Source organism: Escherichia marmotae (genome assembly GCF_002900365.1).
GTDB classification, from domain to species: domain Bacteria; phylum Pseudomonadota; class Gammaproteobacteria; order Enterobacterales; family Enterobacteriaceae; genus Escherichia; species Escherichia marmotae.
This window is the reverse complement of record NZ_CP025979.1, coordinates 101,088-117,166: the sequence shown is the minus strand read 5'-3', so window position 1 is coordinate 117,166 and position 16,079 is coordinate 101,088. Positions and strand designations below refer to the sequence as shown.

Annotated in this window: 16 protein-coding genes; 7 read left to right on the top strand and 9 right to left on the bottom strand. The window is 52.2% G+C overall.

Features of this window, described 5'->3' with window-relative positions; genetic code table 11:
• Window positions 1–11: 11 nt before the first annotated feature.
• A complete protein-coding gene (gene ais, locus C1192_RS00625) occupies window positions 12–614 on the bottom strand; it encodes a lipopolysaccharide core heptose(II)-phosphate phosphatase Ais (RefSeq protein ID WP_001516763.1) in 603 nt (200 codons plus the stop codon).
• Window positions 615–927: 313 nt separating this feature from the next.
• Here ais and arnB point away from each other — a divergent pair, with 313 nt between their 5' ends.
• Genes arnB through arnF form a run of 7 tightly spaced genes read left to right on the top strand, consistent with a single transcriptional unit; the run spans window position 928 to window position 8,278 of the window.
• Window positions 928–2,067, top strand: a complete 1,140-nt coding sequence (arnB, locus tag C1192_RS00620) for a UDP-4-amino-4-deoxy-L-arabinose aminotransferase (protein WP_038355049.1) — start codon at window positions 928–930, stop codon at window positions 2,065–2,067.
• Between the two features lie 3 nt (window positions 2,068–2,070).
• A complete protein-coding gene (arnC, locus tag C1192_RS00615) occupies window positions 2,071–3,039 on the top strand; it encodes an undecaprenyl-phosphate 4-deoxy-4-formamido-L-arabinose transferase (protein ID WP_000459655.1) in 969 nt (322 codons plus the stop codon).
• Window positions 3,039–5,015, top strand: coding sequence for a bifunctional UDP-4-amino-4-deoxy-L-arabinose formyltransferase/UDP-glucuronic acid oxidase ArnA (arnA, locus tag C1192_RS00610; protein WP_016262179.1), 1,977 nt, complete (start codon window positions 3,039–3,041; stop codon window positions 5,013–5,015). The genes arnC and arnA overlap by 1 nt, the downstream gene beginning before the upstream one ends.
• A 2-nt stretch (window positions 5,016–5,017) precedes the next feature.
• The gene (arnD, locus tag C1192_RS00605) at window positions 5,018–5,911 is read left to right on the top strand and encodes a 4-deoxy-4-formamido-L-arabinose-phosphoundecaprenol deformylase (RefSeq protein ID WP_038355048.1); all 894 of its coding nucleotides are present in this window, start codon (window positions 5,018–5,020) and stop codon (window positions 5,909–5,911) included.
• Window positions 5,908–7,560, top strand: a complete 1,653-nt coding sequence (gene arnT / locus C1192_RS00600) for a lipid IV(A) 4-amino-4-deoxy-L-arabinosyltransferase (RefSeq protein ID WP_038355047.1) — start codon at window positions 5,908–5,910, stop codon at window positions 7,558–7,560. Before arnD ends, arnT begins: the two co-directional genes overlap by 4 nt.
• Window positions 7,557–7,892 (top strand): 4-amino-4-deoxy-L-arabinose-phosphoundecaprenol flippase subunit ArnE, encoded by a 336-nt coding sequence (gene arnE, locus C1192_RS00595; protein ID WP_038355046.1) that lies wholly within the window; start codon window positions 7,557–7,559, stop codon window positions 7,890–7,892. Before arnT ends, arnE begins: the two co-directional genes overlap by 4 nt.
• The gene (arnF, locus tag C1192_RS00590; RefSeq protein ID WP_016262180.1) at window positions 7,892–8,278 is read left to right on the top strand and encodes a 4-amino-4-deoxy-L-arabinose-phosphoundecaprenol flippase subunit ArnF; all 387 of its coding nucleotides are present in this window, start codon (window positions 7,892–7,894) and stop codon (window positions 8,276–8,278) included. Before arnE ends, arnF begins: the two co-directional genes overlap by 1 nt.
• Here arnF and pmrD read toward each other — a convergent pair.
• From pmrD to elaB, 8 genes are all read right to left on the bottom strand, one after another.
• Window positions 8,272–8,538: a signal transduction protein PmrD gene (pmrD, locus tag C1192_RS00585; protein WP_038355045.1), complete on the bottom strand. Its 267-nt coding sequence runs from the start codon at window positions 8,536–8,538 to the stop codon at window positions 8,272–8,274. The two genes, arnF and pmrD, sit on opposite strands and share 7 nt — an antisense overlap.
• A gap of 109 nt (window positions 8,539–8,647) precedes the next feature.
• Window positions 8,648–10,003, bottom strand: a complete 1,356-nt coding sequence (gene menE, locus C1192_RS00580; RefSeq protein ID WP_038355044.1) for an o-succinylbenzoate--CoA ligase — start codon at window positions 10,001–10,003, stop codon at window positions 8,648–8,650.
• Window positions 10,000–10,962 carry an o-succinylbenzoate synthase gene (menC, locus tag C1192_RS00575; RefSeq protein ID WP_038355043.1) on the bottom strand — a complete coding sequence of 321 codons (963 nt, stop codon included), beginning with the start codon at window positions 10,960–10,962 and terminating at the stop codon, window positions 10,000–10,002. The genes menE and menC overlap by 4 nt, the downstream gene beginning before the upstream one ends.
• A complete protein-coding gene (gene menB / locus C1192_RS00570; RefSeq protein WP_038355042.1) occupies window positions 10,962–11,819 on the bottom strand; it encodes a 1,4-dihydroxy-2-naphthoyl-CoA synthase in 858 nt (285 codons plus the stop codon). The genes menC and menB overlap by 1 nt, the downstream gene beginning before the upstream one ends.
• A gap of 14 nt (window positions 11,820–11,833) precedes the next feature.
• Window positions 11,834–12,592, bottom strand: a complete 759-nt coding sequence (gene menH, locus C1192_RS00565) for a 2-succinyl-6-hydroxy-2,4-cyclohexadiene-1-carboxylate synthase (protein ID WP_001516772.1) — start codon at window positions 12,590–12,592, stop codon at window positions 11,834–11,836.
• Entirely contained in the window at window positions 12,589–14,259 is a 1,671-nt protein-coding gene (menD, locus tag C1192_RS00560) for a 2-succinyl-5-enolpyruvyl-6-hydroxy-3-cyclohexene-1-carboxylic-acid synthase (protein ID WP_038355041.1), read from the bottom strand. The genes menH and menD overlap by 4 nt, the downstream gene beginning before the upstream one ends.
• An 88-nt stretch (window positions 14,260–14,347) precedes the next feature.
• Complete coding sequence (gene menF, locus C1192_RS00555; RefSeq protein WP_038355040.1) at window positions 14,348–15,643, bottom strand: isochorismate synthase MenF; 1,296 nt, start codon at window positions 15,641–15,643, stop codon at window positions 14,348–14,350.
• A gap of 78 nt (window positions 15,644–15,721) precedes the next feature.
• A complete protein-coding gene (gene elaB / locus C1192_RS00550; RefSeq protein ID WP_000070671.1) occupies window positions 15,722–16,027 on the bottom strand; it encodes a stress response protein ElaB in 306 nt (101 codons plus the stop codon).
• Between the last annotated feature and the right edge of the window lie 52 nt (window positions 16,028–16,079).

Below are 16,079 nucleotides of genomic sequence, written 5' to 3'. Positions count from 1 at the left end.
TATTAAAAATATCAGCGATTAGCAAATTCACCATCCAGTAAAACGTTGCCTTTTTCCACATGCATTACCAGCCCATCCAGATAATCTGGTTTAAATGTCACGTTACGTTTATCTTTAGCGATATAGGTCAGACAATGGTTATGGGTGAAAATAACGATGTTTTTATCTGGTGCTTTGCTTTGTAACTCCTTAATGGTGCTATAAATCTCATTTCTACATTGTAGAAATCGTTTATCTACCGTCAGTTTTTTTCCAGCAGAAAACCAGCTCGCTGATTGAATAGTCCGAACGGTATTACTGGAATAAAGATCGAAATTAGGGATGTCCGCGCTGAAAGCTTTGCCCAGTTCACGGGCATCCTGAGTACCTTTCACCGTAATGCCTGTTTTGTCTGACAAGCAGTGATTGGAGGAACGGTCGCAGCGTTCCGCATGGCGAAACAGAACCACAACCGGGTGCTGCTGCGCTAATCTGGCCAGCGTTCTATTGTCGATACGTGGCAAACCATTACTGCTCCAGGCAGCATGTGTACCCAGCCCCACAATCGCCACAAGCACCAGTAAAATGAAGATATATTTTTTAGACTTCAACGAAGCCTGACAAAAAGCTAACACGTAAGCTCCACCTATAGACAAGCGTAGCCAACTAAATGGCCGTGAAAACAAACGTCATTTTCATCGGTAAATAGTGGCGGGATAAATTAAAACATTACGGCGCACGCAAAATGCCTTAAATTTTGTCAAATTAAAAGCCCGAATAAGATGAAAAAACAAAAAAATAATATTTAAGTCTTATATTCATTCCTTAAGGTTAAATTAATATTCTAACCTTAGAATTTCACTCCAAATGGCAAAATAGACATAACGCTCCCTATGACAAATATTAGCGAATAACTGGGAAAGATATTCAATGACCGAAGGAAAAACCATGTCAGACTTTTTGCCTTTTTCACGTCCGGCAATGGGTGTGGAAGAACTCGCCGCGGTTAAAGAAGTTCTCGAATCAGGATGGATCACTACCGGTCCGAAGAATCAGGCACTTGAACAAGCCTTTTGCCTGTTAACGGGAAATCAGCATGCCATCGCAGTCAGTTCAGCCACTGCCGGAATGCACATCACGCTGATGGCGCTGGGGGTTGGTGTTGATGATGAAGTCATTACTCCCTCCATGACCTGGGTTTCAACTCTCAATATGATCTCCCTGTTGGGCGCAATACCGGTGATGGTGGACGTTGATCGCGATACGCTGATGGTCACGCCTGAAGCGATCGAAGCGGCCATTACGCCTCGTACCAAAGCGATCATCCCGGTGCATTATGCCGGAGCGCCGGCAGATATTGACGCCATTCGCGCCATTGGTGAGCGCTACGATATCGCAGTCATTGAAGATGCCGCCCATGCCGTCGGTACAAATTACAAAGGTCAACATATTGGCGCGAAGGGCACCGCTATTTTTTCATTTCACGCCATCAAAAATATTACCTGTGCGGAAGGTGGATTAGTCGTTACTGATGACGAAAATCTCACTCGCCAGTTACGCATGTTGAAATTTCATGGTCTGGGTGTCGATGCATACGACCGAAAAACATGGGGTCGCGCACCGCAGGCTGAAGTATTAACACCAGGCTATAAGTACAATCTGACCGATATTAACGCCGCGATTGCTCTGACGCAGTTGAATAAATTAGAGCAACTAAATACCCGTCGTCGAGAAATTGCCCTGCAATATCAACAAGCACTGGTGGATCTACCCTTCCAGCCTCTGAAGCTTCCCACATGGCCACATGTTCACGCCTGGCATCTGTTTATTATTCGTGTTGATGAACAACGTTGTGATATCAGCCGCGATGCGTTGATGGAAGCACTGAAAGAAAGAGGCATTGGCACTGGGTTACATTTCCGCGCAGCTCACACGCAAAAATATTATCGTGAGCGTTTTCCCACGCTGTCGTTACCGAATACCGAATGGAATAGCGAACGCATCTGTTCGTTGCCGCTTTTCCCGGATATGACCACCGCCGATGCCGACCGCGTCATCACTGCCCTTCAGCAACTCGCAGGACAATAAGCCATGTTTGACATCCACCCTGTTAAGAAAGTCTCGGTGGTTATTCCCGTTTATAACGAGCAGGAAAGTTTACCGGAATTAATCAGGCGCACCACCGCAGCCTGTGAATTGCTGGGCAAAGAGTATGAAATACTGCTGGTTGATGACGGCAGTAACGACAATTCTGCGCAAATGCTGGTCGATGCCTCACAAGCAGAGGGCAGCCATATTGTGTCTATTTTGCTTAACCGCAATTACGGACAACATTCGGCAATTATGGCAGGTTTCAGTCACGTTACCGGCGACTTAATCATTACTCTTGATGCCGATCTCCAGAATCCGCCAGAAGAGATCCCCCACCTGGTGGAAAAAGCCGATGAAGGTTACGACGTGGTAGGGACTGTGCGCCAGAACCGCCAGGACACCTGGTTTCGTAAAACTGCCTCGAAGATGATTAACCGACTGATCCAGCGCACCACCGGCAAAGCGATGGGCGACTACGGCTGTATGCTGCGCGCTTATCGTCGTCATATTGTCGATGCCATGTTGCACTGCCATGAACGCAGCACCTTTATTCCGATTCTGGCGAATATCTTCGCCCGCCGCGCCATTGAAATTCCGGTACACCATGCCGAGCGTGAGTTTGGCGAATCAAAATACAGCTTTATGCGCCTGATTAATTTGATGTACGACCTGGTGACCTGCCTCACGACCACACCGTTACGTATGCTTAGTCTGCTTGGCAGCATTATTGCGATTGGTGGTTTTAGCATTGCGGTACTACTGGTGATTTTACGCCTGACGTTCGGACCGCAGTGGGCGGCAGAAGGCGTCTTTATGCTGTTTGCCGTACTGTTTACCTTTATTGGCGCTCAGTTTATCGGCATGGGATTACTCGGTGAATATATTGGCCGGATCTACACCGATGTCCGCGCCCGCCCCCGCTATTTTGTGCAGCAAGTTATCCGTCCATCCAGCAAGGAAAATGAATAATGAAAGCCGTCGTTTTTGCCTATCACGATATGGGTTGCCTGGGTATTGAAGCCTTGCTGGCTGCCGGTTACGAAATTAGCGCCATTTTTACTCATACCGATAATCCTGGCGAAAAAGCATTTTATGGTTCGGTCGCTCGCCTGGCGGCGGAAAGAGGGATTTCGGTTTACGCGCCGGATAACGTTAATCATCCTCTGTGGGTGGAACGCATTGCCCAACTGTCACCTGATGTGATTTTCTCTTTTTATTATCGCCATTTGATCAGCGACGAGATTTTGCAACTTGCCCCCACTGGCGCGTTTAATCTGCATGGTTCGCTGTTACCGAAATATCGCGGCCGCGCGCCACTGAACTGGGTACTGGTGAACGGTGAAACGGAAACTGGCGTTACGTTGCATCGGATGGTGAAACGTGCCGATGCCGGAGCCATTGTTGCCCAGCTACGCGTTGCCATTGCACCGGACGATATCGCCATTACGCTGCATCATAAATTGTGCTACGCCGCGCGTCAGTTGCTGGAACAGACGTTACCCGCCATTAAACACGGTAATATTCTGGAAATCGCCCAGCGCGAGAACGAAGCCACCTGTTTTGGTCGCAGAACGCCAGATGACAGCGTCCTTGAGTGGCACAAACCGGCATCCGTACTGCATAACATGGTGCGTGCCGTTGCCGATCCGTGGCCTGGCGCCTTCAGCTATGTAGGCAATCAGAAATTCACCGTCTGGTCGTCACGCGTGCATTCTCATGCGTCCACAGCACAACCGGGGAGCGTGATTTCTGCTGCACCGCTGTTAATTGCCTGTGGCGATGGTGCGCTGGAAATTGTCACCGGACAGGCGGGCGATGGAATTACTATGCAAGGTTCGCAATTAGCCCAGACGCTAGGGCTGGTTGAAGGTTCAAGACTTAACAGTCAACCTGTTTGCACCGCCCGACGCCGTACCCGGGTGTTGATCCTCGGGGTGAATGGCTTTATTGGCAACCATCTGACAGAACGCCTGCTGCGCGAAGATCATTATGAAGTCTACGGGTTGGATATCGGCAGCGACGCCATTAGTCGTTTCCTTAATCATCCGCATTTTCACTTTGTCGAAGGTGATATCAGCATTCATTCTGAATGGATTGAGTACCACGTCAAAAAATGTGATGTCGTATTGCCGCTGGTGGCGATTGCCACACCGATTGAGTATACCCGCAACCCGCTGCGCGTATTTGAACTCGATTTTGAAGAGAATCTGCGCATTATCCGTTACTGCGTGAAGTACCGTAAGCGAATTATCTTCCCGTCGACCTCGGAAGTTTACGGGATGTGTAATGATAAATATTTCGACGAAGACCATTCTAATTTGATCGTCGGGCCGGTGAATAAACCGCGCTGGATTTATTCGGTATCAAAACAATTGCTTGACCGGGTGATTTGGGCGTACGGCGAAAAAGAAGGATTGCAGTTTACCCTCTTCCGGCCGTTTAACTGGATGGGGCCACGGCTGGATAACCTTAATGCAGCGCGAATTGGCAGTTCGCGCGCCATTACACAACTCATTCTAAACCTGGTAGAAGGATCGCCAATTAAGCTGATTGATGGCGGAAAACAAAAACGCTGCTTTACTGATATTCGGGACGGCATCGAAGCACTGTTTCGCATTATCGAAAACACGGGAAATCGCTGTGATGGCGAGATTATTAATATCGGCAACCCCGATAACGAAGCGAGCATTGAAGAACTGGGCCAGATGCTACTGGCAAGCTTTGAAAAACATCCTCTACGCCATCACTTCCCACCGTTTGCAGGCTTTCGCATCGTCGAAAGTAGCAGCTACTACGGTAAAGGATATCAGGACGTGGCACATCGTAAGCCTGGCATCCGCAATGCCCGCCGCTGCCTGGATTGGGAACCGAAAATTGATATGCAGGAAACCATCGATGAGACGCTGGATTTCTTCCTGCGCACTGTCGATCTTACGGATAAATAATCATGATCAAAGTGGGCTTACGCATTGATGTTGATACCTTTCGCGGCACCCGCGAAGGCGTGCCGCGTCTGCTGGAAATCTTGAGTCAGCATAATATTCAGGCCAGCATTTTTTTCAGCGTCGGCCCCGACAATATGGGCCGTCATCTCTGGCGGCTGGTGAAGCCGCAGTTTTTGATGAAGATGTTGCGATCAAACGCAGCGTCGCTTTATGGCTGGGATATTCTGCTGGCAGGCACTGCATGGCCAGGAAAAGAGATTGGCCACGCCAATGCCGACATCATTCGTGAAGCGGCTAAACACCACGAAGTTGGCCTGCACGCCTGGGATCACCACGCCTGGCAAGCCCATAGCGGTAGCTGGGATCGGCAAACGATGGTGAACGATATCGCGCGTGGTCTTCACACACTGGAAGAGATTATTGGCCAACCGATAACCTGTTCCGCCGCCGCTGGCTGGCGAGCCGATCAACAGGTGATTGAGGCAAAAGAAGCGTTCCATTTGCGCTACAACAGCGATTGTCGCGGAGTAATGCCGTTTCGTCCGTTGCTCGAATCAGGAAAACCGGGTACAGCACAAATCCCGGTGACGTTACCCACCTGGGATGAAGTCATTGGCCGGGATGTGAAAGCGGAAGATTTTAACGGCTGGCTGCTCAACCGCATCCTGCGAGAGAAAGGGACGCCGGTTTATACCATTCATGCAGAAGTCGAAGGCTGCACTTATCAGCATTATTTTGTCGATCTTCTGAAACGTGCCACCTGTGCAGGTATTACGTTTTGCCCTTTAAGCGAGTTGTTATCAGAGACTTTGCCACTCGGGCAAGTTGTCCGCGGAAGTATTGCCGGACGTGAAGGCTGGCTCGGTTGCCAACAAGCTGCGGGAACTCGTCCATGAAATCTGTTCGCTATTACGCAGCATTCTTTGCGTTTATCACTGTCTATTATCTCTTGCCGATTAATTATCGTCTGCTCTGGCAACCCGATGAAACGCGTTATGCGGAAATCAGTCGGGAAATGTTGGCCTCCGGCGACTGGATTGTGCCCCATCTGTTAGGGCTACGCTATTTCGAAAAAACCATTGCCGGATACTGGATCAACAGTATTGGGCAATGGCTGTTTGGCGCGAATAACGTTGGTGTGCGGGCAGGCGTTATCTTTGCGACCCTGTTAACCGCCGCGCTGGTGGCCTGGTTTTCTCTGCGTTTATGGCACGATAAGCGTCTGGCACTACTCGCCGCAGTGGTTTATCTCTCGCTGTTTATTGTCTACGCCATCGGCACTTATGCGGTGCTCGACCCATTCATTGCATTCTGGCTGGTGGCGGGAATGTGCAGCTTCTGGCTGGCAATGGACGCGCAAACCTGGAAAGGCAAAAGCGCGGGATTTTTACTGCTGGGGTTAACCTGCGGCATGGGGGTGATGACTAAAGGTTTTCTCGCCCTCGCCGTACCGGTATTGAGCGTGCTGCCGTGGGTAGCCATGCAAAAACGCTGGAAAGATCTCCTTATTTACGGCGGGCTGGCTGTTGCCAGTTGCGTACTGACTGTTCTTCCCTGGGGGCTGGCAATAGCACAACGGGAGCCTGACCTCTGGCATTACTTTTTCTGGGTTGAACATGTTCAACGCTTTGCGATGGATGATGCCCAACATAAAGCCCCGTTCTGGTACTACTTGCCTGTCATCATTGCCGGTAGTCTGCCGTGGCTGGGATTGCTCCCCGGCGCGCTGCGCGCAAGCTGGAAAAACCGTCGTCATTCCGCAACCGTCTATCTCTTGAGCTGGGCGGTGATGCCGCTGCTGTTTTTCTCTGTCGCCAAAGGTAAATTACCGACCTATATTCTCTCCTGCTTTGCGCCTCTGGCAATGCTGATGGTGCATTACGCTTTGCTGGCAGCAAAAAATAATCCTCTGGCGCTGCGGATTAATGGCTGGATTAACATCGCTTTTGGCGTCACTGGCATTATTGCCACGTTTGTTGTTTCGCCCTGGGGACCAATGGGCACGCCTGTCTGGCAGACTTTCGAAATCTATAAGGTCTTTTGTTCCTGGTCGATTTTTTCGCTGTGGGCATTTTTCGGTTGGTACACCTTAACGAATGTGGAAAAAAACTGGCCCTTTGCGGCGCTTTGTCCGTTGGGGCTGGCGTTGCTCGTGGGATTTGCGATCCCCGACAGAGTCATGGAAGGGAAACACCCGCAGTTTTTTGTTGAGATGACGCAAGAGTCACTCCAGCCGAGCCGCTATATTCTTACTGATAGCGTCGGTGTTGCCGCTGGTCTGGCATGGAGCCTGCAACGCGACGACATCATCATGTATCGCCAGACGGGTGAATTGAAATATGGTCTTAATTACCCGGATGCGAAAAGCAGATTTGTCAGCGGCGATGATTTTGCCAAATGGCTAAATCAGCATCGACAGGAGGGGATTATTACACTCGTGCTTTCGGTTGACCGCGATGAGGATATCAACCGTCTCGCCATTCCACCTGCAGATGCCGTCGATCATCAGGGGCGTCTGGTACTCATTCAGTATCGCCCCAAATGATCTGGCTGATTTTAGTCTTTGCCAGCCTGCTTAGCATAGCCGGGCAACTCTGCCAGAAACAGGCAACTCGCTTTGTGGCGGTAAGTAAACGGCGCAAACATATTGCACTGTGGCTGACGCTGGCATTGGTGTGCCTCGGGCTGGCAATGGCACTCTGGCTACTGGTATTACAGAACGTGCCGGTAGGCATTGCCTACCCGATGTTGAGCCTGAATTTTGTCTGGGTGACGCTGGCAGCAGTAAAACTGTGGCACGAACCGGTGCCTTTTCGCCACTGGTGTGGGGTGGCATTCATTATTGGCGGCATTGTGATCCTGGGGAGTACGGTGTAATGGGTCTGATGTGGGGATTATTCAGCGTCATTATTGCTTCCGCTGCACAATTAAGTCTGGGTTATGCAGCGAGTCATCTGCCGCCGATGACGCAATTATGGGATTTTATCGCAGCGTTTTTTACTTTTGATTTCGGTGCCCGAATGCTGGTTGTCGGCCTGGTTGGTTATCTGATCTCCGTTTTTTGCTGGTATAAAGCGTTACATCAACTGGCACTCAGCAAAGCCTACGCCTTACTGAGTGTAAGTTATGTACTGGTATGGATTGCATCAATGATACTTCCCGGCTGGGAAGGAACTTTTTCGCTGAAGGCTATGCTGGGCGTAGCCTGTATTATGTGCGGATTAACGCTGATTTTCATGCCGATTGCAAAACAACGTTACTGATGTTTTTCACCAGATTTACACTGTCGTTCCCACTCATCAGGACTATAACTGCTTGCCGAGAGGACTTTCACCGTGTGCTGCTTTTCCCGGTTAATGCAATAAAGCGCATCCTGTAGAGGAGAAAGCAGGTCACCTGATTTAACGCTAAAGTCAGTTTGCACTTCAGCAATCATTTTTATCGTGCCGCCAGCATCACAAAGCTTCAGTATGTGTCTGTTATCTTGCTTATCACTGCACGATTTTTTGACCAGCCATTCCATTACACCATCCTGTTTAATAAGAACTTTCACATTAATTTACAGATTAACAGATAAACTCTTTATCAACGGCAATGGAATGGCAAAAATGAGGAGTGAAACGGATGCTCCATTACTGCTGGCGTTGCACCCACGCTTTTAACGCCTGGCGTGAAATTTTAATGCCGCCGTTTTTCAACTCTGGCGGCAGCATAAGCCAACGCACTGGTTGCTGAAAACGCGCCAGCTTGTCTTTCACCCATTCGCTAAGATCAACACTTTGCTGGTCATACTCCACAACGGCTACCGGTCGATGACCAAACTCCTTGTCTGCAACGGGAACGATAAATACCTGCAAAACCGCCGGATGCGCAGCAATAACCCGCTCCACCTCTTCTGGCTGAATACCTTCGCCGCCGCTAAAGAACAGGTTGTCTAAGCGCCCGACAATAGTCAGCTTGCCATTATGCAGCTCACCACGATCGCGGGTAGCGTACCAGCCTTCGTCATTGACCAGCGGCACCAGTTGTCCGTTCCGCCAGTAACCCTCCGCCATGCTGGCTGCCCGTAGCCATACTTCATCCTTGACGATTTTGACTTCCCGCCCCGGCAACGGAAAACCGACATCAGCTAAACCGTCGGCTTCTTTCGCACACACCGTAGAGGCGAACTCTGTCAGGCCATAGCCGCAAAAGCAACGAATGCCCTGCCCGCGTGCCTGCTCCGTCAGTTCGACCGGAATTGCCGCGCCGCCAAGCAACACCGCTTTCAGGGAAACTGAACTGCGATTTACCAGCAATCGCCAGAGCTGCGTCGGCACCAGCGAGGCGTGAGTACAGCCTGCCAGCATTTGTTCCAGCGGTTGTTTGTCGCGTACCGTCATCCGCGCGCCAGCGTATAACCAGCGCCACAAAATCCCCTGACCGGAAACATGAAACAGCGGCAAAGAGAGCAACCAGTCATCGTGCTCACCAAAGGGGATCAGCGATAACACACCTTGCGCACTGGCAAGGTGTGCCTGGCAGGTATGGACAGCGGCTTTCGGCAAACCGGTGGAACCAGAAGTTAAGGTCATGGAGCACAAACGCTGCGGCTGCCACGAGGCAACGTATGCGCCTTCTCCTACCTGAATTTGCAGCGAAGTTAACGCTGGAAACGTGTTTTCTCCTTCCGGCACCAACGCGAATTGCAGAGTAAGATTGGGCAACAATTCCTCAAGCAACGGTTGCGGAAGCTGTGGGTTTACGGGCAAAACTCGCGCCCCACATTGTAGTAGCGCCAGCCAGACGAGCAGCGTTTGCGGTGTATTCCATGCCCGCAACATCACCCCGCTGCCTGCAACCACACCCTGCGCCACAAAACCCGAAGCCAACTCATCGACGCGACTACAAAGCTCGCGCCAGTTGAGTTGCTCGTTATTGAGACGCAAGGCAATGGCTTCTCCCCGCACTTGCCGCCAGTGACGCCACGGCCAGTCAGAGAAGATCATAGCAGCCGCTCCAGTGCATCCACTTCCACTAACGGCAGCGGGCTACCCGGCCAGCGACGAACCTGCTGCGCCTGCATCAGATCCAGCGTATCCAGCCCCGGAATAGTGTCGGGCGTTAACCAGGCGGCAACCCGCGCCAGTTGCGTTAAACCTAAACTCGACTCGATGGAAGAACTGATCACCGCCGTCAGCCCCAGCGCGTGGGCTGCCTGCACCTGTTCACGCACTTTCTCCAGGCTACCGGTTAGCGTGGGCTTGATAACCACAGCCCGAACCCCTTCTTCTGCCACAAAGGCAAAATCCGCCTCACGCAGACTTTCATCCCAGGCAATAGCGATGCCGGTTTCACGGGCAAACGCGCGCGAATCATCACGGGTTTTGCACGGTTCTTCAAGGAAGGCGATGCGGTCGCGGTAATCAGGGTTGACGTATTTCGCAAACTGCTGACCCTTCAGCGGAGTCCAGGCGCGATTTGCGTCAAGACGCAAATGCAGATCCGGAACCGCTTCCAGCAACAGATTCACCACCATGCCGTCGCGCACCGCTTCGTACAATCCCACTTTGACCTTCGCCACTTTCTCGCCAGGCATATCGGTAAGTTTGAGGAGCAGGTCGTCGGGATCGCCATTACACAGCGGCGCTGCACGGTAATTGGCTGCCTGCGGCAACGCATCAGTAAGCTCCGCCAGCGCACAGCTCACACCAAAGGCGACGGAAGGCATCTGCGGTAGCTCGCAATCACCTGCCAGCCAGTTATTTACCCAGGAAAGCAGCACGCTCTGCGCTTCTTCCCAGGTTTCCTGACTGAAACCCGGCAGTGGGGAGATCTCTCCCCACCCTTCACGCTCGCCCTCACGCAGGCAAACATACAGCCCGTCGCGGGTTTTTAACCGCCTGTCGCGCAGAACCACCCCCGCGTCCATGGGGATCTGCCAGCGGTATACCTGCGCGCTACGCATTACGGATTCCGTTTGAATTTGCTGAAATCAGGCTGACGTTTCTGGTTGAAAGCGTTACGACCTTCCTGACCTTCTTCCGTCATGTAGAACAGCATGGTGGCGTTACCTGCCAGCTCCTGCAGCCCCGCCTGACCATCACAGTCAGCATTCAGCGCGGCTTTCAGGCAGCGCAGTGCCATTGGGCTGTTTTGCAGCATTTCGCGACACCAGCGGACGGTTTCTTTTTCCAGATCCGCCAGCGGTACAACGGTGTTCACAAGGCCCATATCCAGCGCCTGTTTGGCGTCGAACTGACGGCACAGGAACCAGATTTCACGCGCTTTTTTCTGCCCGACAATGCGAGCCATATAAGAAGCGCCCCAGCCACCGTCGAAGGAACCAACTTTCGGACCAGTCTGACCGAAAATAGCGTTTTCAGCCGCAATGGTCAGGTCGCACATCATATGTAGAACATGACCGCCGCCGATGGAGTAACCTGCAACCATCGCGACAACCGGTTTCGGACAGGTACGGATCTGACGCTGGAAGTCCAGCACGTTCAGGTGATGTACGCCGGAGTCATCTTTATAGCCGCCGTAGTCGCCGCGCACTTTCTGATCGCCGCCAGAGCAGAATGCTTTATCGCCTGCGCCAGTCAGAATAATTACGCCGATGTTATCGTCATAACGCGCATCCGCCAGCGCCTGGATCATCTCTTTTACCGTCAGAGGACGGAAGGCATTGCGCACCTGCGGACGATTAATGGTGATTTTTGCGATACCGTCGGTGGATTTTTCATAACGAATGTCCTCGAAACCTTCGGAACAGTCGTGCCATTCAACCGGTGCGTAAAGCATTGCTTCATCAGGATAAATCATATTGTGTCCTTTAGTCAGAAACGCAAGATCTGCGCCAGACTTGCGATTACGCCAGCGGGATTTTCCCGGTGCGCGTTATGTCCGGCGCGAGGAATGACATGGCAGTCGGCAGCCAGTTCCGCTGCCAGAGCGCGGAATTTGCTGTCACGTTCACCACATAAATAATAAAACGTAAATGTGCGGGCGCTAAGGTTAGCACGTAAATCAGGCTGGACGGCGAGAGAAGTAGCCTCCAGCATGGCGGCAAGAGTTACACCGTTATTGTTGCTGCGCAGTGCCACCAGCTCCCGGCGTTGCTCATCGTTGAGCGAGGCAAAAACAGGTTGTTGATACCAGTCGGTAAATACCGCGGTTAACGGTTCTGAGCGAAAACGCTGCGCCCAGCGGTGATCGGAAAGCTGACGTTCTGCACGTTGTTCAGCACTTTGCAGCCCTGGATGCCCGCCTTCAACAATCACCCCACCAATCCCCGGCATCCCCTGACAAGCCGCCATCATCGCCACGCGTCCACCGAGGGAGTATCCCACCAGCCAGTAATTTAGTATGTTGTAACTAATAAGGGTGTTATGCAGCAAATCGGTGACATCAGCAAAACCATCAACGCTGATAGCCATTGAACCGCCGTGTCCGGGGAGATCCACATACAATCGCGAGTAGTCCGTAAACGCCTCGCCCACTTCCTGCCATTCGCGGCAATCTCCGGAAAAACCGTGCAGAAAAACCAGCCAGGGTAAACCTGGCTTGCCGTGTTTTGCCTGCGCATGCAGGATCATAAATGGCTTACCTGCGCCAGCAACTGCTGGAGTGTTTGCGCACCATCAGTATCGTTAACGACCATTTCAATCACGGTGGTGGTCGGGGTGCGCCATGCGCCAGCCAGAGCCGATTCAAACTCATCCCAGTTTTGCGGGCGATGATATTTCAGTTCGAACATAGCGGCAGCGTGCTCAAAATGAACGTTCTGTGGCATTAAATAAAAACGCTCACGCTCGCTTTTTGGTGTGGGAAGTAGCGAGAAGATTTGCCCGCCGTTATTGTTCACCACAATTAATACCAGCGGCGCGGAAACCTGGCGCAGCAAGGCCAGCGCGTTCAGGTCGTAAAGCGCCGAGAGATCGCCAACAATCGCCAGTGTCGGTTTACCGCTCGCCCGCTGAACGCCAGCGGCGGTCGAGATCAGACCGTCAATACCGCTGGCTCCACGGTTGCTGTAAACCGGGTAACCTGCCGGAAGTTGTGAGAGTGCGTCGATCAAACGCACCACCAGGCTGTTACCGACAAACAGTTGCCCCTGTTCCGGTAGGTATTCGCTGATGCGGTGCGCCAGTTGCGCTTCGCCAAATGCATCGCGACGGGTAACAACTGCCTGCATCGCCTGTTCAGCCAGACGCGGGATCTCCACGCACCAGGGCTGACGTTTTTCAGCCGGATGCAACTCCAGCCAGTCAGTAATATTGGCAATCAGCCGACGTCCACGGTGATGCGCCGGGTCGAGTCGCCCTTCGATGTTATCAACAATCCAGTATTCTTCCGGTTCACAATTCGCCTGCCATTGCAGTAACCGTTTTCCGGTCAGGCTACTACCCATCTGGATCACAATCTGCGCCTGCTGTAACTCGCCAATCGCTTTAGCATTACCTAACCACAAGTCGGCACACGGCAGCGGTTGCCCGGTTTGCGACAGCACGTCGCCAATCAGCGGCCAGCCAAGAGTTTGCGCCCACTGGGCAACTTTTTTGCCCTCTTCCGCACTCATGCGCCCCGCAACCACCACGCCGCGCTTTTGCCGCCAGAAGAACCAGTCGCGCTGTTTTTCGCTCTCCAGCCGAGGAGCTTCACGCAGCCACGGTTTATCGTCCTGCCACCAGTCGCCCAGCCGTTGTTGCCACGCCAGCCCCGTGTCGTCCATCTCGCCATACAGCGGTTCGGCAAACGGGCAGTTGATATGGACTCCCCCCGTATGCAGCGTACCTAAAGCGTGATCGATGGTGGAAACCAGCCAACGCGCAGGAATATCCTGGGTCGGGCGTGGTAGTGAAATGCTATGCGTGGGATGAGAAGCGAACATACCCGGCTGGCGAATCGCCTGATTCGCACCGCAATCAATCAGTTCCGGAGGACGATCGGCGGTTAACAGGATCAGTTTTTCTCCAGTTAACCCAGCCTCAATCAGCGCCGGATAGAGATTCGCTACCGCCGTGCCGGAGGTCACAATCACCGCCACCGGCTGTTTGCTGACCTTCGCCAGCCCCAGCGCCAGATGTCCCAGCCCACGCTCATCAAAATGGGTGTGATGAATGAATGCGGAATTTTCCGCTGCCGCCAGAGTTAATGGCGTAGAACGAGAGCCAGGGGCAATGCAGACGTGTCTGACGCCGTGACGTGTTAATGCTTCCAGAATGACCGCCGCCCAGCGTCGGTTAAATGCGCTTACTGACATGAGTTTGTCCGGTATCAATATTGCGGCTAAGTATAGAGAGCTACAAAATTAGATTATTGATATGAATCGATAATGATGCGACTCATTACTATTCCATTTGTAATAAAGTCCGCAGTCCTGCCGCTTTGTTGTCGATTTCCTGCCACTCTTGCTCGGGATCTGAGCCACGGACAATACCTGCTCCGGCATACAGACGCACTACATTGTCACTGATTTTTGCCGAGCGCAGGGAAACGCAGAATTCACTTTGTTGTAGAGAAAGATAACCCGCAGAGCCAGCGTACCATTCACGGGTAAACGGTTCGTGTTGCGCGATAAACTGCCGCGCCAGATCGCGCGGTAAGCCTGCTACGGCTGCCGTTGGCTGCAACTGATGCAAGCAAACCTCGTCGTCTGCTTTATTGAGTGAAGTCCAGATGCAGCGACGCAGATGTTGTACTTTTCGCAGGCGAAGTACCTGCGGCGGCAAAACATCCAGTGTCTGGGTATCAGACTGTAATCGCTGGCAGATATCTTCCACCACCAGCATGTTTTCACGTTGGTTTTTATCATCCGCCATCAGCCACTCGGCCAACCGCTGCGCCTGTTTATCGTCGGGGTCATTTGCCACCGTTCCGGCAAGGGCTTCAGTGCGCAGCGCTTTGTCACGCCGCCGCCATAGTCGCTCAGGCGTTGAGCCGAGAAATGCGCTTTCGCCATCAAAGCCCATGTAGAAATGGTAACAGTTAAGATTCAGTCGACGGCTGGCAGCCATCATTGCCGCCGCATTGACCGGACTTGCAAAATGCAGATCTGTCGCCCGCGCCAGTACGACTTTATCCAGCTCACCTTCCGCAATGGTGTCGGTCGCCAGTTTAATTAACCGCGTCCAGCCCGATTTGTCTGGCCAGTGGTTTTCTTGTGGAGTGGTTAAATGCAACGCGGGCAACGGTTTGGTATTCGCCAGTGTAGTAATGAATTCTTTTGCCTGATTTGCGTCATTCTGAAGGGACGTTTCGCTGAAAAGGGTCAGGCGAAAGCTCGCTTTTCCCGCACAGCGCCGCCATTCCAGACGCGGCAAAAGTAAATGACCTTGTGACGGGTCAAACGCATTCAGCCCCCAAATGCGTAAGTCGGGATGTTCCGGGTACTGACGAAGAAAACGTTGTGCCTGGTCCAACGACGTAAAGCTGGCAATCGCGCCCAGCACCGCGGCCTCTTCATCACCATTACGTTGTTGCCAGTAGAATTGCGGATACGTTTGCTGACTGGCCAACCAGCTTAAAGCATCAAAAGCGTCATTAAGGGGGAAAGGAACATCGAAAACCCGAATGCCGGGTGTCGCCGGAATCTCTTGCGACAAATGGCGCAGTAGATTTCCCAGCGCCGTAGTAAGTGATTGCACGCGGACCTCTCCCTGTTAAAAGCCTCACATTATACGGGGTACTGCACAAAAAATGCAGTACCCCAGTGTAGGGAGGTTTTAACGGCGTGCCAGCAACAGTCCTAATACCAGTCCAACGGCCGCGCCCACACCAATCCCCTGCCAGGGTTTTTCATGGACGTAGTCATCGGCACGATATACCGCCTGCTTCGCCCGATAGTAATAGCTGTCGGAAGCCTGACTTACCCTTTTTTTCACATCATCCAGCGCCTTTTCTGCCCGCGCCTTTAGCTCAACATATTTTTGATCGGCGGGATCGCCAGAGGAGCGTAGCACCTCTTCCAGTGTTTCACTCAGTAACGTCAGGTCGTCATCGATACGTGTATCACTAAATTGATTAGACATTCTCGTTCTCCATTTACGTAAAACCTGCCACTAACTATAGACAACTGTTATC